Annotated in this window: 17 protein-coding genes; 12 read left to right on the plus strand and 5 right to left on the minus strand. The window is 64.0% G+C overall.

Annotated elements, in window-relative coordinates:
* The first annotated feature begins 181 nt into the window (after positions 1–181).
* The 3 genes from recB to NA645_RS02175 all read left to right on the plus strand — a co-directional run bounded on the left by recB (position 182) and on the right by NA645_RS02175 (position 7,065).
* Positions 182–3,727: an exodeoxyribonuclease V subunit beta gene (recB, locus tag NA645_RS02165; protein ID WP_256047305.1), complete on the plus strand. Its 3,546-nt coding sequence runs from the start codon at positions 182–184 to the stop codon at positions 3,725–3,727.
* A gap of 196 nt (positions 3,728–3,923) precedes the next feature.
* Complete coding sequence (recD, locus tag NA645_RS02170) at positions 3,924–5,762, plus strand: exodeoxyribonuclease V subunit alpha (RefSeq protein WP_256047306.1); 1,839 nt, start codon at positions 3,924–3,926, stop codon at positions 5,760–5,762.
* Between the two features lie 82 nt (positions 5,763–5,844).
* The gene (locus tag NA645_RS02175; RefSeq protein ID WP_256047307.1) at positions 5,845–7,065 is read left to right on the plus strand and encodes an ATP-binding protein; all 1,221 of its coding nucleotides are present in this window, start codon (positions 5,845–5,847) and stop codon (positions 7,063–7,065) included.
* Between the two features lie 30 nt (positions 7,066–7,095).
* Here NA645_RS02175 and NA645_RS02180 read toward each other — a convergent pair whose 3' ends face one another.
* A complete protein-coding gene (locus tag NA645_RS02180) occupies positions 7,096–8,004 on the minus strand; it encodes an AEC family transporter (protein ID WP_423836557.1) in 909 nt (302 codons plus the stop codon).
* Between the two features lie 167 nt (positions 8,005–8,171).
* Here NA645_RS02180 and NA645_RS02185 point away from each other — a divergent pair, with 167 nt between their 5' ends.
* A complete protein-coding gene (locus NA645_RS02185; RefSeq protein ID WP_256047308.1) occupies positions 8,172–9,395 on the plus strand; it encodes a GGDEF domain-containing protein in 1,224 nt (407 codons plus the stop codon).
* Here the strand turns inward: NA645_RS02185 and NA645_RS02190 are convergent.
* Positions 9,381–9,782, minus strand: coding sequence for an acyl-CoA thioesterase (locus tag NA645_RS02190; protein ID WP_131649457.1), 402 nt, complete (start codon positions 9,780–9,782; stop codon positions 9,381–9,383). The genes NA645_RS02185 and NA645_RS02190 overlap by 15 nt on opposite strands.
* A gap of 217 nt (positions 9,783–9,999) precedes the next feature.
* Here NA645_RS02190 and NA645_RS02195 point away from each other — a divergent pair, with 217 nt between their 5' ends.
* The 5 genes from NA645_RS02195 to phoU all read left to right on the plus strand — a co-directional run bounded on the left by NA645_RS02195 (position 10,000) and on the right by phoU (position 16,956).
* Positions 10,000–10,965 carry a PstS family phosphate ABC transporter substrate-binding protein gene (locus tag NA645_RS02195; protein ID WP_256047309.1) on the plus strand — a complete coding sequence of 322 codons (966 nt, stop codon included), beginning with the start codon at positions 10,000–10,002 and terminating at the stop codon, positions 10,963–10,965.
* Positions 10,966–11,179: 214 nt separating this feature from the next.
* The gene (locus tag NA645_RS02200; RefSeq protein ID WP_256047310.1) at positions 11,180–13,456 is read left to right on the plus strand and encodes an ABC transporter permease subunit; all 2,277 of its coding nucleotides are present in this window, start codon (positions 11,180–11,182) and stop codon (positions 13,454–13,456) included.
* A gap of 73 nt (positions 13,457–13,529) precedes the next feature.
* Positions 13,530–15,200 carry a phosphate ABC transporter permease PstA gene (pstA, locus tag NA645_RS02205; RefSeq protein WP_336605243.1) on the plus strand — a complete coding sequence of 557 codons (1,671 nt, stop codon included), beginning with the start codon at positions 13,530–13,532 and terminating at the stop codon, positions 15,198–15,200.
* 76 nt (positions 15,201–15,276) lie between these two features.
* Complete coding sequence (gene pstB, locus NA645_RS02210; RefSeq protein ID WP_256047311.1) at positions 15,277–16,104, plus strand: phosphate ABC transporter ATP-binding protein PstB; 828 nt, start codon at positions 15,277–15,279, stop codon at positions 16,102–16,104.
* Positions 16,105–16,236: 132 nt separating this feature from the next.
* Positions 16,237–16,956, plus strand: coding sequence for a phosphate signaling complex protein PhoU (gene phoU, locus NA645_RS02215; RefSeq protein WP_256047312.1), 720 nt, complete (start codon positions 16,237–16,239; stop codon positions 16,954–16,956).
* A 233-nt stretch (positions 16,957–17,189) separates the two neighbouring features.
* On the opposite strand, the gene NA645_RS02220 is transcribed toward phoU, so the two are convergent.
* Together NA645_RS02220 and NA645_RS02225 are read right to left on the minus strand one after the other, a co-directional pair.
* Positions 17,190–18,563 carry a GTPase/DUF3482 domain-containing protein gene (locus NA645_RS02220; RefSeq protein ID WP_256047313.1) on the minus strand — a complete coding sequence of 458 codons (1,374 nt, stop codon included), beginning with the start codon at positions 18,561–18,563 and terminating at the stop codon, positions 17,190–17,192.
* 378 nt (positions 18,564–18,941) lie between these two features.
* Positions 18,942–20,336 carry a DUF2868 domain-containing protein gene (locus tag NA645_RS02225; protein WP_423836555.1) on the minus strand — a complete coding sequence of 465 codons (1,395 nt, stop codon included), beginning with the start codon at positions 20,334–20,336 and terminating at the stop codon, positions 18,942–18,944.
* A gap of 61 nt (positions 20,337–20,397) precedes the next feature.
* On the opposite strand from NA645_RS02225, the gene NA645_RS02230 reads away from it, so the two are divergent.
* Positions 20,398–20,790, plus strand: coding sequence for a DUF4282 domain-containing protein (locus NA645_RS02230; RefSeq protein WP_256047315.1), 393 nt, complete (start codon positions 20,398–20,400; stop codon positions 20,788–20,790).
* Positions 20,791–20,829: 39 nt separating this feature from the next.
* On the opposite strand, the gene NA645_RS02235 is transcribed toward NA645_RS02230, so the two are convergent.
* Positions 20,830–21,951, minus strand: coding sequence for a glycerophosphodiester phosphodiesterase (locus tag NA645_RS02235; RefSeq protein ID WP_256047316.1), 1,122 nt, complete (start codon positions 21,949–21,951; stop codon positions 20,830–20,832).
* A 149-nt stretch (positions 21,952–22,100) separates the two neighbouring features.
* On the opposite strand from NA645_RS02235, the gene NA645_RS02240 reads away from it, so the two are divergent.
* On the plus strand, positions 22,101–22,616 hold the full coding sequence (locus tag NA645_RS02240; protein ID WP_256047317.1) for a dihydrofolate reductase: 516 nt from the start codon (positions 22,101–22,103) through the stop codon (positions 22,614–22,616).
* Positions 22,617–22,701: 85 nt separating this feature from the next.
* Positions 22,702–23,349, plus strand: a complete 648-nt coding sequence (locus tag NA645_RS02245; RefSeq protein ID WP_256047318.1) for a YitT family protein — start codon at positions 22,702–22,704, stop codon at positions 23,347–23,349.
* Positions 23,350–23,400: the final 51 nt, after the last annotated feature.

Raw genomic sequence — 23,400 nt, forward strand, 5'->3', positions numbered from 1 at the left:
GCCTGTCGATTCTTTGCCCCCACCGTAGGGTGGGCTCCGCGCACCGCATGCATCGAGGCTTGGTGGTGCGCGGAGCGCACCCTACGAAAAGCTCATGCACTGTGGAGCGGTCCCTCCGTGGCCGTACCGCTTCGTCGCGAAAGCGTGCTGACAAACCCCATGTCGCCTCCGGGGGGTTCGCATGAAATTGGACCTGCTCGATTCTCCCTTTGACGGCCGCTCGCTGATAGAGGCCAGTGCCGGCACCGGCAAGACCTGGACGCTCACGGCTCTTTACGCCCGCCTGCTACTGGAGCGGCAACTGTCGGTAGGCCAGATCCTCGTCGTGACCTACACCACCGCGGCCACCGCCGAGCTGCGCGAGCGCATCCGCGCGCGGCTGGCCGATCTGCTGGCCGTTTATGAGGGCTCGCCAAGCGACGACGACTTCCTCAATCGCCTCCATGCCCGCTACCCGGACGAAGCCTCACGACGCCGCCTGCTGCTGGCGGTACACGGCTTCGACGAGGCGGCGATCTTCACCATTCACGGCTTCTGCCAGCGTGCCTTGCAGGACGCGGCCTTCGAGGCGGGCGGCGACTTTGATAGTGAGCTGACCGCCGACGACCGCGAGATCATCGATGCCCTACTCGCCGATGCCTGGCGTAGCGAGCTGGCCGATGCCGATCCAGCCTGGGCGCGGTTTCTAGCCAAGAGCCGGATCACCCCGCTGTGGTTGCGCCAGCGTTTGCGCAGCCATCTGGGCAAGCCCTATCTGCGTGTCGAGCCACAGGGCGGGATCGTTGCGGCCGATCTGCGTCCGGTCGAGGCGGCTTGGCATCGCGCTGCGGCCCTCTGGCAGGAGGCCGGTACTGCCTGGGTCGCCGAGTTGTTGGCCCACGGTGGTCTCAACCAGAACACCCACAAAAGCATCAAGTTCGAACTCTGGCGTAGCGAGCTGGACGGCTATTTCGCTGACCCCGCGGTGATGTTCGACCTGCCAGACGGCGCCGCCAAGTTCGGCGTGCGCGCCTTGAGCAAGGCCTGCAAGAAGGGTTTCGACGCGCCCGTCTGCGAGCTGGCTCACGCGCTGGATGAGCTGTCCGACCGCGTGGCAGAGGCGCTACCGGCGGGCAAGCAACGGCTGATTGCGCTACAGGTTGCGCTGCTTGAACGGCTCAACCGCGAACTGCCGGAGCGTAAAGCGGCGCAGCGGTTGTTGGCGTTCGACGACCTGCTCAATCGCCTGGATCAGGCGCTTCAGGGACCGGTTGGTGAGGATCTGGCCGCCTCGCTGCGCGCCACCTATCCGCTGGCGCTGATTGATGAGTTCCAGGATACCGACCCGATCCAGTACGCCATCTTCGACCGCATCTACGCCACGGGCAGTCCGGCCTCGCTGTGCTTTGTCGGCGACCCAAAGCAGGCGATCTACGCCTTTCGTGGCGCCGATCTGGCGACCTATATCACCGCGCGCAACCAGGCCGACCGGCCCTATAACCTGCCGATCAACTACCGCTCAACGCCGGCATTGATTGACGCGCTGAACCGGCTGTTCACCCATCCGCAACCCTTCGCCCAGAACGACCTGCAGTACCCGCCAGTGGGCGCTGCCGAAAAATCGCGCGCGCAACTGCGCCTGGTGGAGGAGGCCGAGGCGGCGCCGTTGTCGCTGGTCTGGCTTGGCGACGATCCGCTGGGCAAGGGTGAAGCCGCGCAACTGGCGGCGGGCGACACCGCACGGCGCATCGCCCTGCAACTGGCAGCTGCCGCCGAGGGCCGGGCTGGCTTCGACAAGGACGGCAGGTTCACCCCACTGAAGGGGGGCGACATCGCAGTCCTGGTGGCCAACCACCGCCAGGCCGGGATGATTGCCGACGAGCTGGCCGCACGTGGCGTGCCCAGTGTGCGTCGCGGGCGCGACAGCGTCTGGCGCAGCGAAGAGGCCACGGAGCTCGCCGCGGTGCTCGCCGCCTATGCCGAACCGGGTCGCGAGGGTTTGCTGCGTTACGCTCTGGCTACGCGCATGCTAGGCCGCAGCGCCGCCGATCTCGCCCGCTGCCAGGATGATCAGCTGCAGTGGGACGCCGAGCGCGAAGCCGCCGAGCGTTATCACCAGCTCTGGCAGCAACAGGGCTTCATGCGTGTGTTCCGTGCCTGGCTCGACGAGCAGGCAGTGGCCGAGCGGCTGCTGGCGCGGGTTGATGGCGAGCGTCGGCTGACCAATCTGCTGCACCTGGGCGAATTGCTGCAGGCCGAGAGCCTGTTGCGCCCCGGCCTCGAACCCTTGCTCGCCTGGTTCAACGCGCAGCGCGGCAGCGAAGGCGCCGGCGAAGAAGCGTTGCTGCGCCTGGAAAGCGATGCCGAGCGGGTCCAGATCGTCACCATTCACACCAGCAAGGGCCTTGAATACCCGTTGGTGTTCTGCCCCTTTCTCTGGGACGGCAAGTTGCTCGGTAAGAACCGCGACAGCGCCCGTTGCCATGACGAACACGGCCAGCCGCTGCTGGATTTGGGCAGTGGCGAATTGGAGGAAAACCTCGAACGTGCCCGCCAGGAAGTCTTCGCCGAGCAGTTGCGCCTGGCCTACGTCGCGCTGACCCGTGCCCGTGATCGGCTCTGGCTGCACTGGGGTCCGGTGTGCCTGTGCAAGCCGAAGAAGGATGGCAGCCTGGCGGATGAAGGCCTGCACAGCAGCGCCCTGGCCTGGCTGCTGCACGGCCGTGAACTTGCGGGCGCACAGCCGTTGGCCGAGCTGGGCAATCATCTGGCCGATCTCAACGGCGCCAGCCTGCGCCTGGCCATCGAGCGGCTGGTTCAGGGGAGCGAGGGCAGCATGGCCTGCCTGCCACTCGAACAACGCGAAGCCAGCGCTCATGGCCCAGGCCGCGCGGCACCGCCGCAGCAGTTGTCGCAGCTCAACCGCAGCCTGCACAGCGCCTGGCGTATCGGCAGCTTTTCCGGTTTGGCCGCCGGCATGCACATGGAAGCGCCGGACCGCGACGCCCTGGCGATTCCTGATGCCGGCGAACCGGGCAGCGGCTTTTTCGCCTTCCCTCGCGGTGCACGTGCCGGTACCTGCCTGCATGCGATTCTCGAAGACTGGGCACGCGGCAAGGGCGAGCTGTCGGAGCTCGTCGAGCCGGCGTTGCAGGCCTATGGGCTGCCGCTGGAGTGGAAAGAGGTCGCCTCCGCCCATCTGCAACAGGTCCTGGAGACCGACCTGGATGGCGCCGGCCTAAGCCTTTCCGACCTGCAAGCCGCACGGCGATTACCCGAGCTGGGCTTCACCTTTCCGGTTCAGGATCTCGATGTGATGCGCTTGCGAACCCTGTTGACCGACCCGGCCAACGGCCTTGCCGCGCCGCTGCGCGAGGCGGCGGCACGCCTGGAGTTCGACAGCCTCAAGGGCTTTCTCAAAGGCTTTATCGACCTGACCTTCGAGCACGACGGGCGCTGGTACATCGCGGACTACAAGTCCAACTGGCTCGGCCCGGACGCGAGCTACTACGGCGGCGAGCGGCTGCTGCAGGCGCTGGCGGGCGAACACTATTACCTGCAATACCTGATCTACCTGGTGGCGCTGCGCCGCTTCCTGCGCCAGCGCCTGGCAGACTTCCGCGACGAGCAACTCGGCGGCGCGTTCTACCTATTCCTGCGCGGCATGCCCGAGGCGGGCGTTTATTTCGCACGGCCGGACGATGCGCTGCTCGATGCGCTGGATCGGTTGTTCGAGGAGGGTAGATGATGCGAGAAGCATGTTCTGTGAAGTGGGGCGAGAGGTTTGCATCAGCGCAACGCCCATGTGGTGCTGCACGTTTTGGTGGGCTAAAGCTCACCCTACAGGTGGCAAGCCTGGAGCCGGCGCGCTCCAATTTTTCTGTAGGGTGGGCTTCAGCCCACCGCTTGAACGGCGCGACGCCTACCGCGTGGAGGGACGCGCAATGACGCTTCGCTCGGACCTGCCGCTCGGCCCGTTGGAGCGTGCCTTCATTGACAGTTTGCGGCGCCTCGATCCAATGGCATCCGAGCCGGTGCTGCTCGGCGCCGCGCTGTGCTGCGAGGCGCTTGGTAACGGCGACGTCTGTTTGCTACTGGGGAGCCTGGCCGGTAAGCGGCCCTGGCCGGATCATGATGTCAGCCTGCCGCCACTCGCTAGCTGGCGTGAGCATCTGAAGATATCCCCGCTGGTCGGTGGGCCCGATGACTACGCACCGCTCACGCTCGTCGGCGACCGCCTCTATCTGTCCCGTTACCAAGCTTACGAACAACAGCTGGCCGAACAGCTGCTGTCCCGCTCGGCGGATGTGCCTGAGGTGGACGAACCGCAGCTCAGCGACAGCCTGGCGCGGTTGTTCGACTTCAATCAGCAGAGCCCCGACTGGCAACGGCTGGCTGCAGCGCAGGCGGTGCGGCGTCGGCTGGCGGTGATTTCCGGCGGCCCCGGCACAGGCAAGACCACGACCGTAGTGCGGTTGCTGGCTGCGCTGCTGGAGCAGCCCGGAGCCGAGCGCCTCGCCATCGGCCTGGCCGCGCCCACCGGCAAGGCGGCGGCGCGCATGGCCGAGGCGATCCGCAACGCCAAGGCCAATTTACCGATAAGCGATGCGCTCAAGGACGCGCTGCCGGATGAGGCACGCACGCTGCATCGCCTGCTCGGCAGCCGTGGCGACAGCCCGAAAGTCCGTCACGACGCAGCCAACCCGCTGCCGCTGGACGTGCTGGTGGTGGACGAGGCGTCGATGGTCGATCTGGCATTGATGGCCAAGCTGGTCGTCGCACTTCCGCCAAAGGCACGGCTGATCCTGCTCGGCGACAAGGATCAACTGGCGGCGGTGGAGGCCGGTGCGGTGTTCGCCGAGCTCTGCGAAGGGCGCGGCTTTGACGCCCAGGCAGCGGGCGACTTGCAGCGCATCACCGGGCAAAGCGTGCCGGTCGAGACGCCGCGCTCGCGCCTGGGTGATGCGGTGGTGCTGCTGACCCACAGCCATCGCTTCGCCGGCGACAGTGGCATCGGCGAACTGGCGCGGCGGATCAACGGTGGCGACGCCAAGGGTACCGCCGCGTTGCTGCAGGAAGGCCGCGTCGATCTGGCCTGGAACGCGGCGCCCAGCCCCAACACGCTGATCGAACGCCTAGAACAGGGCTATGCGCCTTATCTACAGGCGGCACGGCAGTCGGATCCGACTGCAGCGTTCGATGCCTTCAACGGCTTTCGCGCGCTGACGGCTCAGCGCGAAGGTGCCTTTGGCGTCACCGGCCTCAACGAGGCGCTGGAAGCGCGCTTCAAACGGCGCCTCGGCGTGCCGGCACGCGAACGCTGGTATCCCGGCCGTGCAGTGATGGTCCGGCAGAACGACTACGCGCTGGGGCTGTTCAACGGCGACATTGGTCTATGTCTGAAAACCGAGCACGGCCTGCGGGTGTTTTTCGAGGGTGATGAAGGTTATCGCGGCTTCGCCCCGGCGCGGCTGCCAAGCCACGACAGCGCCTTCGCCATGACCGTGCACAAGAGCCAGGGCTCGGAGTTCGATGAGGTGCTGCTGGCGCTACCCGAACAGCCCAGCCCACTGCTGACCCGCTCGCTGTTTTACACCGGCATTACCCGCGCCAAGCGTAAGGTCGAGATCTGGGCGCTGCCGGCGCGGCTCGCCGAGGCGGTGAATACACGAGCCGAGCGAGCAGCAGGCTTGGCGCAACGGCTGGCACGGAGCAGGCAGGAGTCGGAGAGAGGCGATCCGGATAAGCTTGCCGAGCCGATAGAGCAGCTTGGTTTGTTCTAGAAACATGAGCGGGAGAATCGATACTGTTCCCTGTCGTCCGGTTGTGGTGTAATTTCACCCACTTGCTGGATGAAATTACACCATGTACGCACGCAGAATCCGTCAACATTTACTGGCTGCTTTGAACGATTCGCCTGTCGTGCTGGTCAACGGCGCCCGTCAGACCGGCAAGAGTACGCTGATCCAAGACCTTGGCCGCGATGCCACTTACTACACCTTTGATGACCCGGCTGTGCTGGCTGCGGTGCAGGCTGACCCATTCGGTTTCATCAATGCGTTGAAGGGAGCGGTCTGCCTCGATGAGGTGCAGCGTGCTCCTGGGGTATTCCTGGCGATCAAGGCTGCGGTAGATCGTGATCGCACATCTGGCCGTTTCCTCCTGACCGGCTCGGCCAATGTTCTGTTGCTACCGCAGATTGCTGATTCCCTGGCAGGACGCATGGAAGTTCTGAACCTGTGGCCTTTGGCGCAAAGCGAAATAGAACGTCAGCCCCTGAGCGTGATCGATCGACTGTTCGATGGCCAACTGCCAGACAAGTATCATTTCGAGCGGCAGGACTTCATCGTGAGGCTAAGCAGAGGTGGATATCCGGAGGCGCTGAGCCGTGCCAGCGAACGCCGCCGGGAAGCCTGGTTCGATAGCTATCTCCATACAATTCTACTGCGCGACGTACGCGACCTGGCCCAGATAGACGGGCTGACGGAGATGCCGCGGCTGATGCAACTGCTGGGTGCCCGTAGTGGCGGACTGCTGAATGCCGCCGAGCTTTCCCGCTCGACGGGCATTCCGCAGACCACGCTCAAGCGCTATCTGACCTTGTTGGAGACGCTTTTTCTTGTGCGTCAGGTACCCGCCTGGTCGTCCAATCTCGGCAAGCGGCTACAGAAATCGCCCAAACTGTTCGTGACCGACTACGGATTAATGGCTCATCTGCAGGGCTTGAGCGAATCGGGCATAGCGTCCGGCCTGGGGCTGCCAGGAAATCTGGTGGAGGGCTTCGTTCATGCCGAGCTGGCCAAGCACCAAAGCTGGTCGGATCTGCGCACGCAACTGATGCACTACCGTACTTCCACGGGTGTCGAGGTCGATTTCGTGCTGGAGAATCGTCGGGGCGACCTCATCGGCATTGAAGTCAAGGCAGCGGCCACTATCACGAGCAAGGACTTCAACGGTCTTCGCCATCTGCGCGAGACCACGCCGCAGCAGTTCAAGCGCGGCGTGGTCTTCTACACAGGAGAGCAAGTCGTGCCTTTTGATGAGCACCTGGTGGCCGTGCCGCTCGCGATGTTCTGGTCGACTTGAGGATGCTTCGGCCCGGCCGGTGCGTTTATCTCAACTGTTCAGCAGCGTCAGCACCAACGGCAAGCTGGCCGCAGCGAGCAGCGTCTGCAGCGTAATGATGCCGGCCATCAGGTGGCTGTCGCCTCCAAGCTGGCGGGTCAGGACGTAAGCAGTGGGTGCGGTGGGGAGGGCGAAGAACAGCACCAGGATGCTCGTCTCCATGTCCGGTAATCCGAGAGCCAATGCCACGCCATAAGCCAGCAGCGGGACGGCCAGCAGGCGTGTCGCGCTGTTCCAGCCCAGCGCCGGGATCTCCCCGCTCAGCTCCTGCGGCTTGAGTGCCGCGCCGACGCAGAGTAGCCCTAGCGGTAAGCTGGCAGCGGCCAGCAGGCTCAATAGTCGATCGGTCCCGCCGGGCAAGCCCAGCCCTGCGAGGTTCACCAGCGCACCGGCCAGACAGGCAAGAATCAGCGGATTCTTGATGATCGGCAGTAACAGCGAGCGCACATTGACGCCACGCTCGGCGGTCAGCGCCCAGACCGACATGACGTTCACCGTTGGCACCATCAGCGCCAGCATCAGCGCCGCCAGCGCCAGGCCTTCCTTGCCGAACAGGCTGCCCACCGCCGCCAGACCCAGATAGGTATTGAAGCGTAGTGCGCCCTGGGCAACCGCGCCGAAGCGAGCGGCCGGCCAGCCGCGCATCCGCTTGACCAGCAACAGTCCGACCCATATCAGCCCCAGTCCGAGCATGACCGCGCCGGCCAGGCGCGGCAGTGCAGGATTGTTCAGCGGCGCAGTGGCCAGGCTGCTGAACAGCAGCGCCGGGAACAGCACGAAATAGTTGATCCGTTCGGCGCCCGGCCAGAAGGCCTCGTTGGGGAACTCTTTCAGGCGTAGAAAATAGCCGGCAACGATCAACGCAAATAAAGGCCAGAGGGCGAGCAGAAGGGCAATCACGCGATACATCCAGTGGTGCATGTAGATAGGCGATAGTGCGGCGTTGCGTTTGAGTCCGCAAGCCAGACGTAGTGGCGCTGCACCGAGGCTGGCGCTCATCGGAAAAACGAGCACGATGATGCCTAATTGATATCATGTGCGTGCTTCTGTATATGAGCTTCCCTCCAATGCGAACCATAGAAACCAAGTCCGCCGAGGATTATCGGGACACGCCTTACGGGCAGCAGTTGCTCGATGGCTTCCGACGCCTGCTGTTCGCGCCGGACCTGGAACGCGAATTCCGCCGTTATATTGGTCGCCAGGCGCGATTGGCGCAGCAGCTCGGCGCCTGTCTGCTGATCCTGGTGGTCTGCGGTTACCTCTATGTCGAGCACCAGCTATTTGGTGATCACGATCCCGACTGGTTGCGTGAGTTGACCGTGCTGCGCCTGCTGCAGATCGTGCCCGGTCTGGCAATCCTGGTGCTGACGCTGTTCATGCGACGGGCGCGAATCATCGCTAACCGTCTGTTCCCGGCGTTCCTTGTGCTGATCGGCGTGATCGCGGCGCGGATCGACATGCAATACGAACTCACCCAGCCGGAGCTCGCCTTTCGCTATGGTGCCGGCCTGTTGATCGTCTGCTCGTTCTTCTTTCTCGGCGTAACCTTCTGGCGTGCCCTGGCCAGTGCGATGGCGATCGTTCTGTTCGATGTACTGATCGCGGTCGTGGTGCTTTCACCCAGCGAGCTGCTGGTGCACTGGGTTTCGGTCAGCTATTACCTGCTGTTGCTGGTGCTCGGCGCGATCAGCCGCTACGTCCATGAATACTCGCAGCGCGAGCAGTTCCTGATGCGCAAGTTGCTCGGCTGGGTCGCTCAGCACGATGCCATGACGGGGTTGGCCAACCGCCGCAGCTTCGATAGCGCCTTGCCGCAAACGCTGTTGCAGGCGCGGCGCGAACGCAAGCCGCTGGCCTTGCTGTTGCTCGATCTGGACAACTTCAAGGACTACAACGACAGCCTCGGCCATCCGGCGGGCGATGCATTGATTCGGGAGTTCGGTACGCTGCTCGTGGGCTTCTCGCGGCGGCCGCTGGATCTGGCGGCGCGGGTGGGCGGTGAAGAGTTCGCGCTGCTACTGCTCGATTGTGATGCGCAATCGGCACAGGCAATTGCCGGACAGATTCTGCAAAAGTTGGAAGAGCGAGCGTTGCCGCATCCGGCCTCGGTGCATGGTGCTCACGTCACGTCGAGCATTGGCGTGGCGGTGCTGCAGCCGGAGCAGACGCCCGAACAGCTGTATCACGCCGCCGACAAGGCCTTGTACGAAGCCAAGCTGGCTGGCAAGAACCGCTACGCAATGAGCGCCGGTCAATCAACCGAGGCCCGCAGCTGCTTAGCGGCGTGGTGATACCGGGCGAGTGCGACCGCTACCGTCGATGGCCACGAAGACGAACACCGCCTCGGTGACCTTGCGCCACTCGCTGGAGACAGGATCATCGCTCCAGACTTCCACGAGCATGCGAATCGAGCTGCGCCCGACGTCCAGCGTCTGGGTATAAAAGGACAGCTGCGCGCCCACCGCCACCGGCACCATGAAGGCCATGCGATCGATGGACACCGTGGCCACGCGGCCGGCTGCCACGCGGCTGGCCATGGCGGTTCCGGCCAGATCCATCTGCGAGACCAGCCAGCCACCATAGATATCGCCGAACCCGTTGGTCTCGCGTGGCAGCGCAGTGAGTTGCAGGGCCAGATCGCCCTGTGGAATCGGATCTTCCTGTTCGTATTCTTTCATCGGTCGACTCGCGGCGCGGTTGTTGTTCTGGCGCGAAAAAGCCGCAGTAGTGCGGGCCGGGCGAGTATAGCGGCTGAATGTTTCAGCAGCGACCGTGCAGTCGCGTCTCCGTTGCCGTAACCAGATTGTCATATTCCGTTCATAGAGTGTTCACGCGGCCTGCAGACAATGGCCCCCGTTCCAACACACTCGAGCACACCCCTGCTAGGAGCAAGGTATGACACTGAATCGTTTGATGGCGGCCCTGACCTTCGTTGCCGCTGGTGTAGGCGCTGCCAGCGCTGTTGCCGCCGTTGACCCGGCTCTGCCGACCTATGAGAAGACTTCCGGCGTTTCCGGCAACCTGTCCAGCGTCGGCTCCGACTCGCTGGCCAACCTGATGACCCTGTGGGCCGAAGACTTCAAACGCAGCTACCCGAACGTCAACATCCAGATTCAGGCTGCCGGTTCCTCCACCGCACCGCCGGCGCTGACCGAAGGTACGGCCAACATGGGCCCGATGAGCCGCCCGATGAAGGACAACGAAATCCAGGCCTTCGAAGAGAAGTACGGCTACAAGCCGACTGAAGTGCCGGTTGCGATCGACGCCTTGGCTGTGTTCGTACACAAGGACAACCCGATCGAGAGCCTGGACATCGAGCAGGTCGACGCCATTTTCTCCAGCACCCGTCTATGCGGTGGCGAGCAGGACATCAAGACCTGGGACGATCTGGGTCTGACCGGCGAGTGGGCCAGCAAGCCGATTCAGCTGTTCGGTCGCAACTCGGTGTCCGGCACCTACGGTTACTTCAAGGAAGAAGCCCTGTGTAAGGGTGACTTCAAGCCCAACGTCAACGAGCAGCCGGGTTCGGCCTCGGTGGTGCAATCGATCTCCAGCACCCTGAACGCAATCGGTTACTCGGGCATCGGCTACAAGACCTCCAGCGTCCGTGCCGTTCCCCTGTCCAAGGGCGGCGAAGCCTTCGAAGCCAGTGAAGAGAACGCTCTGGCCGGCAAGTTCCCGCTGGCACGCTTCTTCTACGTCTACGTGAACAAGGCGCCAAACAAGCCGCTGAGCCCGATCGACGCCGAGTTCCTCAAGCTGGTGCTCTCCAAGCAGGGCCAGGAAGTCGTGGTCAAGGACGGCTACATTCCGCTGCCCAAGACCGTCGTCGAAAAGACCCTGAAGGAACTGGGCCTGTAAGACGCACGCCAGTCTCGCGGCAGCCGCTGCGAGCCTGAGCTCGACGCCCGCCACGCACTTTTGCGCTGGCGGGCGTCGTCGCGTCACCTCGCTGTAATGTTTCTGTCACACAGCTTGATTAGATTTAGGCGCCCAGCGGCCCTCGGTATCCAGTGGAACGACGCGTGCCGGATGGCGCAGCAGTTTTGACGGCCTGAGCGGCCAGGACCTTCGCATGAACGATATAGAGACCATGAGCGCGAATTCCGATGTGCAACGGCTGGATTTCAATACGCCGGCTCTACAACGCAAGCGCCGCATCCGCGCGCTAAACGACAACCTGGCGCGTTGGTACGTCTCCATTGGTGGCCTCGCCGTGCTTGGCGCCATCTGCCTGATTTTCTTCTACCTCGCACAGGTCGTCCTGCCGATGTTTCAGGGCGCCGAGCTGGAGGCGCGCGATGCGCAACAGCCGACTTGGCTGGCAGACGCTGGCGAGCCGCTGTTGCTGGCCATGGAAGAGCAGAATCAGGTCGCCATGCGCCTCGGCAACGATGGCCTGGTTCGCTTCTTCAGCCTGCGGACCGGGGAATCCTTGCGCACCATCGACCTGCCGCTACCGGCTGGCAGCCGCATCGTCTCGGTTGGCCAGGACACGCCCGGCAATCGACGTATCGTGCTGGGCCTGGAGAATGGCCAGGTGCTCGTCGTCGAACACAACTACAAGGTCACCTACCCGAACGGCAACAAGACCATCACTCCACAGCTGGATTACCCGTTCGGCCAGGAACCGCTGCAGCTCGACCCAGAAGGCCGGCCCATCGCCCACGCCGCGGTCAGCGTAAACGGCAAGACCTTGATGGTAGCCGGCGCCGCCAATGGCGCGCTCCAGGCACTGCGGATTGCCACCACCGAGAATCTGCTGACAGGGGAAACCACCCAGGAACAGGAGCGCCTGGATCTTCCGCAACTTTCCGAGCCGATCAAGGCGCTGCGCATCGATCCGCGCCATATGTGGCTGTTCGCGGTGAGTGGTCGGGCCAGCGTCGATGTCTTCGATCTACGCCGCAAGCAACTCAACGGGCGCTACAAGCTGCTCGGTGGCAAGGGTGAAATCACCAGCGTGGCCGCCTTGCTGGGTGGCATCTCCCTGATGGTCGGCGACTCGACGGGCGGCATCGGTCAATGGTTCATGGTGCGCGGCAGCGATGGCCAGGCCGAGCTCCAAAACGTGCGCAACTTCCAGCTAGGCAGCCAGCCGATCACGCAAATCCTCCCGGAAGAACGCCGCAAGGGCTTCCTCGCCCTCGACAGCGCCGGCACCCTGGGGATTTTCCACAGCACCGCGCATCGCACGCTGCTGACCGAGCCGGTCGCCGAGGGTGCGGCTGTTGCTGCCCTGTCGCCGCGGGCCACCCGCCTGCTGGTGGAGTCGGGGGACCAACTGCAGCGCTTCGTGATCGACAATCCACATCCGGAGATTTCCTGGAGCGCGCTGTGGGGCAAGGTCTGGTACGAAAGCTATCCGGAGCCGGATTACGTCTGGCAGTCGACCTCCGCGACCGGTGACTTCGAACCCAAGCTGAGCCTTTCGCCGCTGGCCTTCGGTACGCTCAAGGCGGCGTTCTACGCCATGCTGCTGGCGGCACCGCTGGCGATCTGCGCGGCCTTCTACACCGCTTACTTCATGGCCCCGGCCCTGCGCCGCAAGGTCAAGCCGGTGATCGAGCTGATGGAAGCGCTGCCGACCGTCATCCTGGGCTTTTTCGCCGGTCTGTTTCTTGCGCCTTATCTGGAAAACCACCTGCCGGGGATTTTCAGCCTGCTGTTGCTAATGCCGGTGGGCATTCTGCTGGCCGCCTGGCTCTGGAGCCGACTGCCAGAAAACGTTCGTCTGAGCGTGCCGGAGGGTTGGGAAGCGGTGCTGCTGATCCCCGTGATCCTGGCGGTGGGCTGGGGCTCGCTGGCCGTCAGCGGCTATCTTGAGAACTGGTTCTTCGGTGGCGACATGCGCCTGTGGCTGACCAACGAAATGGGTATCCCGTTCGATCAGCGCAACGCGTTGGTGATCGGCCTGGCGATGGGCTTCGCGGTGATTCCAACGATCTACTCGATCGCCGAAGACGCCGTGTTCAGCGTGCCGAAAAGTCTCACCCTGGGTTCCCTGGCGCTCGGCGCGACACCCTGGCAGACGCTGACCCGCGTGGTACTGCTGACTGCCAGCCCGGGCATCTTCTCGGCGCTGATGATCGGCATGGGCCGCGCCGTGGGCGAAACCATGATCGTGCTGATGGCTACTGGCAACACGCCGATCATGGAAGCCAACATCTTCGAAGGCATGCGCACCCTAGCGGCCAACGTCGCGGTGGAAATGCCTGAATCGGAAGTGGGCAGCACCCATTACCGCGTGCTGTTCCTCGCGGCGATGGTGCTGCTGATGTTCACCTTCGTGATGAACACCCTAGCCGAGCTGATTCGCCAGCGCCTGCGTCGCAAGTACGCCAGCCTGTAATGAGAGCCGCGCCTGCGGGCGCAACATGCAGCCGATCGCGGCTGCGTCGGGATTAAGACAAAGGTAACGATCCGTGAAAAAGGATTCGCTGAAAACCTGGATCAAGAGCGGCACCCCCTGGGTCTGGATGAATGCCGGTGCGGTGTCCATCGCCGTGATCATGACCCTCGGTCTGCTGGCGGTGATCGCCGTGCGCGGACTGGAACACTTCTGGCCGGCCGACGTCATGGTCGCCGATTACCAGGTGCCTGGTGCCGAACCACGCGTGCTGGCCGGCGAGCGGGTGCAGGCCGAAGAAGTACCGCGTGCCCGGCTGGCCGCCAGCGGTTTGCCGGTGGACGTCGAGGGCGGCGAATTCATGACCCGCGAGTTGCTCAAGGTCGGCAACCGTGAGGTCTATGGCGCGGACTTCTCCTGGGTCGTCGGCGAGTGGTTGAGCAATGAGCGCAAGCCGGCGGATCTAATCGTCATGGAGCGCCGCGAGTGGGGCAATTTCTACGGCGAGCTGCTGAGCGTCAAAGAAAGCGGCCAGTTGGTCGCCGAGGGCGACGATGCCTGGGACGAGCTGCAGCGCCGCATCGATCGCATCGACGAGTTGCATGCGCAGATTTCGCGGCTGGAAAAGGTCGATATCGGCCGCATCAACCATGGCCTCGAACGTCTGCGCCTGAAGACGCGCAAGTTGGAGCTCGACGGTCAACTCGACGCCGCCGCGCAGGCGCAACTGGACGCCGAGCGCGCCCAGTGGGATGCCGAATACAAGGCACTCGAAGGCGAACTGGTGTCGCTCTACCAGAGCTTCAACCGCGACAGCATCGTCATGCGCACCATGGACGGTCAGGAAAAGGAAATCACGCTCGACAAGGTCGTGCGTGCCTATCGTCCTAACGCCATGTCGGTGGTCGACAAGCTGGGCTTCTACTTCGCCAAGGTCTGGGAATTCGTCAGCGACGAGCCGCGCGAGGCGAACACCGAGGGTGGCATCTTCCCGGCGATCTTCGGCACCGTGCTGATGACCATCATCATGGCGGTGATCGTCACCCCGTTCGGCGTGATAGCAGCGGTCTACCTGCGCGAGTACGCCAAGCAGGGCCTGCTCACTCGCATCATTCGTATCGCGGTGAACAACCTCGCCGGCGTACCTTCCATCGTCTACGGCGTGTTCGGCCTGGGCTTCTTCGTCTATGTGCTGGGTGGCTCGCTGGACCGGATCTTCTACCCTGAAGCGGCCCCGGCCCCGGTATTCGGCACGCCGGGCCTGATGTGGGCGTCGTTGACCCTGGCGATCCTCACCCTGCCGGTGGTGATCGTCGCCACCGAGGAAGGCCTGGCGCGTATTCCGCGGATGATACGCGAAGGCTCGCTGGCCCTCGGTGCGACCAAGTCGGAGACGCTCTGGAAGGTTGTTTTGCCCATGGCTAGCCCGGCGATGATGACCGGACTGATCCTCGCCGTGGCCCGCGCGGCGGGCGAAGTGGCGCCGCTGATGCTGGTGGGTGTGGTCAAACTGGCGCCTTCGCTGCCGCTCAACGGCAACTACCCTTACCTGCATCTGGACCAGAAGATCATGCACCTGGGCTTCCACATCTATGACGTCGGCTTCCAGAGTCCCAACGTCGAAGCGGCGCGGCCGCTGGTCTACGCGACGGCGTTGCTACTGGTGCTGGTGATCGCGACGCTCAACCTCAGTGCGGTCGTCATCCGCAACCACCTGCGCGAGAAATACAAGGCGCTGGACCATTAATCGTTAGCTGGAAGCTAGAAGCCGGAAGCTGGAAGCAAGAGCGCTTTCAGCTTCCAGCTCTTCCCGGAGTGAGCACATGCAATCGAATACCCATTCCATCGACATTTCCGCCCTTGGCCGCGACAAGCGCAGCCTCAGTCTGGCCGACGAGCCGGTGGCCATCGAGGTGCCGGATCTGAGCCTGTACTACGGTCAGAAGCAGGCGCTGTTCAACATCAGCATGAATATCCCGCGCCAACGCGTGACCGCCTTCATCGGCCCGTCCGGCTGCGGCAAGTCCACGCTGCTGCGCTGCTTCAACCGCATGAATGATCTGGTCGATGGCTGCCGCATCGAGGGCGCCATCAACCTCGACGGCCACAACATCTACCGCAAGGGCGAAGACGTCGCCGATCTGCGCCGGCGAGTCGGCATGGTGTTCCAGAAGCCCAACCCCTTCCCCAAGAGCATCTACGAGAACGTGGTCTACGGCCTGCGTATCCAGGGCATCAAACAGAAGCGCGTGCTCGACGAAACCGTCGAATGGGCGCTCAAGGGCGCCGCGCTGTGGGAAGAAGTGAAGGACCGCCTGCACGAGTCGGCGCTCGGCCTTTCCGGCGGTCAGCAGCAGCGTCTGGTGATCGCTCGGACCATCGCCGTGCAGCCCGAAGTGCTGCTGCTCGATGAGCCCAGCTCGGCTCTGGACCCGATCTCCTCGCTCAAGGTCGAAGAGCTGATCTACGAGTTGAAATCCAAGTACACCATCGTCATCGTCACCCACAACATGCAGCAGGCTGCGCGCGTCTCCGACTACACCGCGTTCATGTACATGGGCAAACTGATCGAGTATGGCGACACGGACACGCTGTTCACCAACCCGGCTAAGAAGCAGACCGAAGACTACATTACCGGGCGTTATGGCTAAGCGCGCGTTAGCTTGAAGCTGAAAGCCTGAAGCTGGAAGAAAACAGCAACGGCTTCGGCTTCTGACGTTTGGCTTCCAGCTTTTACCTCCAGCTTCCTGCTTTCAACTCCCAGCTTTCGCGGAGCGAATGAAATGAAAGACATCCACACCCAACACATCTCCCAGCAGTTCAACGCCGAGCTGGAAGAGGTGCGCAGTCACCTTCTGGCCATGGGCGGGCTGGTGGAAAAGCAGGTTAACGACGCGGTCACCGCGCTGATCGAGGCCGACTCGGGATTGGCGCAGCAAGTGCGCGATATCGATGACCAGATCAACCAGATGGAGCGCAACATCGACGAGGAATGCGTACGCATCCTCGCCCGCCGTCAGCCGGCGGCGTCGGACCTGCGGCTGATCATCAGCGTCTCTAAGTCGGTGATCGATCTCGAACGGATCGGCGACGAAGCCAGCAAGATCGCCCGTCGCGCTATCCAGCTATGCGAAGAGGGCGAGGCCCCGCGCGGCTACGTCGAGGTGCGTCATATCGGCGATCAGGTGCGCAAGATGGTGCGTGAAGCGCTGGACGCTTTCGCCCGCTTCGACGCCGACCTGGCGTTGTCGGTGGCGCAGTACGACAAGACCGTCGACCGCGAATACAAGACCGCCCTGCGCGAGCTGGTCACCTTCATGATGGAAGATCCGCGCTCGATCTCCCGCGTGCTCAACGTCATCTGGGTGCTGCGTTCGCTGGAACGCATCGGCGACCACGCCCGTAACATCGCGGAACTGGTGATCTACCTGGTACGCGGCACCGACGTCCGCCACCTGGGCCTGACCCGCATGGCCGAGGAAGTTGCCAACAAGCGCGACTGAAAATCGGCGGGGCCTGTTGGTGGGCTGAAGCGGGGCGCCGCACCGTAGGGTGCGGCCGGGCGCGTTCCGCTTCAGCCCGCCAGAAGCCATCCGGAATGCGCCGGCCGGCCAAGCTATCGGCCGGTGGGCTGAAGCCCACCCTACAACCTAAAGCAGAATGCCGCCCGGCCCACCCTACGGAAGTGGCCAGCAATGTAGGGTGGGCTTCAGCCCACCAATGGGGTGCGCGAGGCTTAATCTCCGCGCAATTCAGCCTGCAGTGCATCAAGCGCCGCCTGGCGTTCGCTGTCCTGCAGCCGGGCGCCGGGATTGAGCGATGACCAGGCTGGATGCGCGCGGCAGCGATGCAGCGCCTCGGGGAGCTTGCCTTCGCGCCAGGCCTTGTCGTCTGGCGCATCGAGGCGGATTGCGTCCATCGCGGCATGCCCGCGGGTGGCGAGGGCGCCCAGCAATTGTCGCTGGCGCAGGGCGAGCAGGCGCAACACGGCGTCGTCGACGGTCAATTCGCGCTGACCTTTGAGTTTGCCCAGCAGGCGATTGCCGTAATGCCGCGCCGTTTGCGCACCGCCGCCCGCGATGGCGCCGAGCAGCGCGGCAGCGCCGAGGGTGATGCCGCCGACCATCAGGTCGACTCCGGCCCCGGCCGCCGCGCCCGCGGCCATGCCGCCGCCGATTTTCACGCCCAGCTGCTTGAGCGTTTCTGGATTGAACAAGTCATCGCCCCAGCGGCCATCGAGCAATGGCAGGTCGGCGGCTGCGGCATCTTGCGGGCGGAAGGCGTAGAGCCGCAGCAGCGCTTCGACGCAGGCCTGCTCACGAGCGCGCACGGCGTCGTGCAGTTCGCGGATCGCACCGCGCTCCAGTTCCGGCTGGGCGGCGACGCTGCGGCGGCAGGCAGCGACATCGACCAACAATTCGGCGATCAATCGGTTGCCTTCGCTGAGACGTGCGGCGGCCTGAGCTTCATGGTCATCGATCAGACGTTGCAGCTTGGGACGCGACTGCTCCAGCAGCAGTGCCAGGCTTTCATAGAGGCGGCGCTCGCCATCGATCGGCGGCGCCACGCTGTCGAAACGCACCAGTGCATGCAGCCCCAGCCGGGCCAGCGCCTCGCGCCACTGGTCCTCTCGGTGACCGGGCTGGGCGACGAAGTTAAGCACCGGCAGCAGCGGCTTGCCGCAGCCGGCGAGCACCGCCAGTTCGTCCTTGTATTTGGCCAGCACCGGCTCGCGGGCGTCGATCACGTAGAGCCCGGCGTCGCTGGCGAGCAGCTGGCGCAGCACCTTGGCTTCTTGCTCGAAACGCTGGCGCGCCTCGCTGCCGTCGAGAAAGCGTGCGGTGCGCGCCGGGCCATCGAGGCGTTCGCCCGGGCGTTCGATTCGTTCCAGATGGTCGAGCAGGGCGATGGCGTCTTCCAGGCCGGGCGTGTCGTACAGCTCCAGCAGCGGTTCACCATCGACCGACAGCCGGGCGCCTTCGACGTGGCGGGTGGTGCTGGGGCGGTGCGATACCTCGCCAAAGTCGACATCGCGGGTAAGGGTGCGCAGCAGCGAGGTCTTGCCGACGTTGGTGTGCCCGACCAGGGCGAGCTTCAGAGGGGCGCTCATGTTTTAGGCTCCGCTACGAGCCACTCTACGAGGAGCCTGCTGGCTTCCGGTCTCCGGGTCGTGCCTGGGTTGATCGCCAGCAAGTTGGTTACTACGGGGAGGTGGGAGTCAGTTATGTGTGCCTCCCCTCCAGCGAGTGCGTGTCCCCACCAAACGTGGCACCGGCTTCCCGGACCGCTTTTCGTAGGAGCCCGCTTGCTGGCGATTGTTTTTCCGCTGCCTCGGTTCGCGAGCAAGCTCGCTCCTACAGGGCGGATACGGTTTGTTGGAGTGCAGGTTCCAGCGTCCGCCATCTCGAACCGGAGTGGGCCTCGACAGTCGGAACCGGCTTGCTGACGAGCCTGCGAATCGAGTTGGGTGGGACGCCGGCTGCGGCTTTCAGTCATGACCGCTCTCCAGCCAGATCAATGGCGCGCTGCTGGAATGGGCCAGGCTGAGGCTATCCAGCGCCTGTCGCCAATCCTCCAGGCGATGACTGTCCAGCGCCTCGCCGACCGGAGCCTGCAGCAGCCAGACGCGGGTTTCGGTGGCGCAACGGCTCAATTCGCCGATCAACGCCAACGTGCCGCGATCCGGCGAGCGGCGCGGGTCGCAGGCGATTGCCAGGCGTTGCGGTGGGAAGCGGGTCAGCTGGTCCAGCAATCGACGGCGTTGCTCGCGGTCGTCCAGCACGCCGGCGTTGGCGACCGATTCAGGCAGCTTCGGCGGCCACGGGCGGCTCTGGTCCAGTTCGATGGCCACGAGAACAGCGCCTTCGCTGCCGTTCAGCTGCGCGCCGAGGCTTGGAGCGTGCAGCTGGGTTGGTGCCGCATCGCTGACGCCGAGACGTTCACTGGGTGGCTGCAGTCGTTCACGCAGCAGGCGGTAGGCGGGCAATTGCAGATCCAGGCGTAGCTGCGTACGACCGCGTCGCCAGCGCCACAGGCAGAACAGCGCTAGCAGCAGCCGCGGCAGCAAACCATAAATAAGGACAACGCCTACCAGCCAGCCGGCCCAGCGCTGGCGGGCGCTCTCGAAGTCGTGACTCAGCGCACCGCTGGCTCGAATCTGGTCAATATCCGGGACGCTGAAACCCAGCAATGACGGCAGCGCGCCGAGCGCCTGGGTCAGCCCGACGAAAGTGCCTTCACCGAGAATGGTGGTTTCCCAGGCGAAGCCATAACGCCGCGTGGCCAGTAGCGCCAGCAGGGTAACGAGCGCGCTGGCCATCGCCAGCAGCCACAAGCCATGCACACCCAAACCCAGCAGCCAGCGCCCGAGGCGGCGCTGATCGAGGACCGCCAAAAGCGCCGGTGCCAGTTGCACGGCGCGTGCATCGCGGGCGAGCTTTTCGCTGAGCCAGAGCCACAGACGGCCCAGCGCGCCGCCGCTATCGCCGGCCAGCGCGAAGCCCAGCAGCCAGCCAAGCAGCGTCAGTAGATTCAGCCCGAGCAGACTGCCCAGCGCCCAGAACACATTGACTGGTTGCTGGCCATCGCCAAGCGCTGCCCAGGCCAGCCCGGCGCCGGTGAACAGCGCGAGCAGGATCAGCGCGAAGCCGGCCAGTCGTGCACCCTGATGCCAATGCCGCTGCGCCTCGATCAGCCCGTCGCGGCGGGCCAGCCACAGCGCGCGCCGCTCGATCAGCTCGGATAGATCACCGCCCTGCGCACGGGCCTGGCGATTGGCTTCGGCATCGTCCAGCGGCCCGGCGTGTTCTTCGCGCAGACGCACGGCTTCGGTCAGCCAGAGGCGGTCGAGGGGATTGGGCAGCGACAGGTGAGGTGCGGACACGCGGCTTCTCATAGTGACGGGCTCGGTCCTGAGAATAACCGTTGCCGAACGGAAGGGTGAAATGGCTATCCAGATGGAGCGCTGGACGATTCTGTTAGCATCCGCCGCCAATCATTCCGCGGTTCGCCGCATCGTCTGCCAGGGACAGGCCGATTCGCCACACGGCGCGTTTGCCTGCCGTGCCTGTGCGCTTCAAAAGGACTTCACCATGAAAGACATCTTTTTCTTCGACTCCATGCTGACGCCGAAGATCATTATCTTCATCTACTGGTTGGGCTTGATCAGCGTGGTCGTTGGGGCTCTCGCCACGATGTTCAGCGAATACGGCGGGGGCTTCTGGTCCGGCCTCGGGGTGCTGCTGTTTGGCCTGATCGGTACGCGGGTCTGGTGCGAGCTGCTGATCGTGCTGTTCAAGATCAACGAGAACCTGCAGAAGATCGCCAATCGTCAGTGATCGGCTGAGGGCGGCGTCCGTGCCGCCTGTTCTTTAGCGCTATTCGGCCGTGGCGCGTACTTTCACCGCAACATCCGGATGATCGATGAACAGCCCGTCGATGCCCGCATCCAGGAATGCGCGGATTTCCGCTTCGATGTCGCCGCGATCGGCGGGTGCGTCACCGGCGCGCAGATTGGTCGGCAGGAAAGCGTTCTCGGCGCGGAACGTATACGGATGCACCTTGAGCCCGGCGGCATGGGCGTTCGGGACGAAGTCGGTGGGCTGGCCCAGGTTGCCGTTGGCGTCGCGCGGGATGACGTAGCTCTTCTCCGGCCCGACGCCCGTCGCGTAACGTGAAATCGCCTTGAGCCCTTCGGCGGTAGCCATCTGCGCGTAGGTCAGTTCGCTGCCGCGCACCTGCTGGTCGTACGGCTGGCCGCCGCTGAACAGCTGCACCAAGCGCAGCTGCGTCAGGCGGCTCAGGGTTTTCAGGTTTTCCACTTCGAACGACTGGATATACACCGGCGCCTTGCGTCCGGCGTAACCGTTGCGGTGAAGGGTGTGTACCAGCGGCCGCTCCATGCTCAGACCCAGCTGCTGGAAATGCGTCGGGTGCTTGGTCTCGATGTAAAGGCCGATACGCCGGCGCTCGCTCAGCTGCAGGGTTTTCACCAGGTCGATGATTTCCTGCAGCGTGGGGATTTCCAGGCTGCCATCGAGACGGGCGTTGCCGGGGCGGATGTCCGGGATGCGCTCGATGGCGCGCAGGGTCTTCAGCTCGGCCAGGGTGAAATCTTCGCTGAACCAGCCGGTCAGGCTGACGCCATCCACCATCTGGGTGCGCTTGCGATCGGCGAATTCAGGGTGCTGGGATACATCGGTGGTCAGCCCGAGTTCGTTGTCGTGACGGGCGACCAGCTCGCCGTCGCGCGTCATCACCAGGTCCGGCTCGATGTAGTCGGCACCCTGCAAGACGGCCAGGGCGTAGGAGGCGAGCGTGTGCTCGGGAACGTAGCCGCTGGCGCCGCGGTGGGCGATCACCAGCGGATGGGGTTCGTTGTGATTGCCTTGCAGCTTCGCCTCGCTGGCCGAATTTGGGGAGGCGGCGAAGGCGGCGATCGGTAGCAACAGGCCGCAGGCGGTGAACCAGTGGCGCAGAGTGTGGGTAGGGCGGGCCATGGGGCGTCTCCGAGGAAGGGGAGCGATCAGACTGAAGCCTATCAGTGACGCCCGCTTGACGCTTCGGTGGACCGAACGTGACGGTTCGATGATGTTGACGTGAATTCGACGCGCTGACTGCCCGGGGGCCCTCTGCTATTCTCGCCGCCATGAAAAAGCCCCCCCTTCCCCTCGCCATGATCGCGGCGCTCGCGGACAACCGTGTCATCGGCCTCGACAACCGCATGCCCTGGCATCTGCCAGCAGACCTCAAACACTTCAAGGCCATGACGCTCGGCAAGCCGATCATCATGGGTCGCAAGACCTGGGATTCGCTCGGCCGGCCGTTGCCGGGGCGGCTGAATCTGGTGATCAGCCGTCAGCCGGACCTGCGACTCGAAGGTGCCGAGACGTTTTCCACGCTAGATGCTGCGCTGGTTCGCGCCGAGCAATGGGCGCGCGAGCAGGGCGTTGAGGAATTGATGCTAATAGGCGGCGCGCAACTCTATGCTCAGGCCTTGGACCAGGCGCAGCGCCTGTATCTGACCCGCATCGAAGCCACTCCCGACGGCGATGCATTCTTTCCGAACTTCGACGAAGCCGAATGGCAGCGCAGCGACTGTCAGGCGCATCCGGCAGAGGGCGAGGCTCCGGGCTACCGTTTCGAGACCTGGCAGCGGCGCTGAATCACCCATCTTTCCTTGATCGACGCCAAGTCCTCGCGTGGCGTCAGGCTCTATGCTTTCCACTCGTTTGCCACGAGACCTCTTCATGCAAAACAACGAGCCGGACGCCGGAAATGCGGGGACGATCGCTGCGATCTTCGTGCGCCATCCGTTCTGGGAAGATGCGCTCGCGTTGCTGCTTGGCACCGCGATGGTGGCGCTGGGCATCGCTTTTTACAGCCATGCGGGGCTGCTTACCGGCGGCACGGTTGGCCTGGCTTTTCTGCTCAAGTATTTCGCCGGTTGGCCCTTCGGACTGGTGTTTTTCACGCTCAATCTGCCGTTTTACCTGTTGGCGATATGGCGCATGGGCTGGGGGTTTACCCTGCGCACGGTCGTTGCGGTGGGGCTGGTCTCGCTGCTGGCCGAGCTGACACCGCACTGGATTCGCTTCGCCGAGTTGAATACTTACTACGCGACGCTGTTCGGCGGCTTCGCCATGGGCGTCGGGCTGCTGATGTTGTTCCGCCACCGCGCCAGCCTCGGCGGGGTGAACATCTTGGCGTTGTATCTGCAGGATCGCATCGGCCTACGCGCGGGCACCTTCCAGATGTGCATCGATGCGTTGATCGTGCTGGCAGCGGTGTTCATCGTGCCGCCGGAAAAGGTCGGGCTATCGGTGCTCGGTGCGGTGGCGCTCAATCTGGTGCTGGCGATCAATCATCGTGCCGACCGGTATATGGGAGTTAGTTGATGCTGGATTTATCCGGTGTTCAACCACGGGCGCGTCCAGAGGGGTGGACTT

This window comes from Stutzerimonas stutzeri (genome assembly GCF_024448955.1).
Lineage (GTDB): Bacteria > Pseudomonadota > Gammaproteobacteria > Pseudomonadales > Pseudomonadaceae > Stutzerimonas > Stutzerimonas stutzeri_AQ.

Coding starts and splice junctions, on each gene's coding strand:
- recB (WP_256047305.1), top strand. CDS start 182: ATGAAATTGGACCTGCTCGATTCTCCCTTTGACGGCCGCTCGCTGATA.
- recD (WP_256047306.1), top strand. CDS start 3,924: ATGACGCTTCGCTCGGACCTGCCGCTCGGCCCGTTGGAGCGTGCCTTC.
- NA645_RS02175 (WP_256047307.1), top strand. CDS start 5,845: ATGTACGCACGCAGAATCCGTCAACATTTACTGGCTGCTTTGAACGAT.
- NA645_RS02185 (WP_256047308.1), top strand. CDS start 8,172: ATGCGAACCATAGAAACCAAGTCCGCCGAGGATTATCGGGACACGCCT.
- NA645_RS02190 (WP_131649457.1), bottom strand. CDS start 9,782: ATGAAAGAATACGAACAGGAAGATCCGATTCCACAGGGCGATCTGGCC.
- NA645_RS02195 (WP_256047309.1), top strand. CDS start 10,000: ATGACACTGAATCGTTTGATGGCGGCCCTGACCTTCGTTGCCGCTGGT.
- NA645_RS02200 (WP_256047310.1), top strand. CDS start 11,180: ATGAACGATATAGAGACCATGAGCGCGAATTCCGATGTGCAACGGCTG.
- pstB (WP_256047311.1), top strand. CDS start 15,277: ATGCAATCGAATACCCATTCCATCGACATTTCCGCCCTTGGCCGCGAC.
- phoU (WP_256047312.1), top strand. CDS start 16,237: ATGAAAGACATCCACACCCAACACATCTCCCAGCAGTTCAACGCCGAG.
- NA645_RS02220 (WP_256047313.1), bottom strand. CDS start 18,563: ATGAGCGCCCCTCTGAAGCTCGCCCTGGTCGGGCACACCAACGTCGGC.
- NA645_RS02230 (WP_256047315.1), top strand. CDS start 20,398: ATGGCTATCCAGATGGAGCGCTGGACGATTCTGTTAGCATCCGCCGCC.
- NA645_RS02235 (WP_256047316.1), bottom strand. CDS start 21,951: ATGGCCCGCCCTACCCACACTCTGCGCCACTGGTTCACCGCCTGCGGC.
- NA645_RS02240 (WP_256047317.1), top strand. CDS start 22,101: ATGAAAAAGCCCCCCCTTCCCCTCGCCATGATCGCGGCGCTCGCGGAC.
- NA645_RS02245 (WP_256047318.1), top strand. CDS start 22,702: ATGCAAAACAACGAGCCGGACGCCGGAAATGCGGGGACGATCGCTGCG.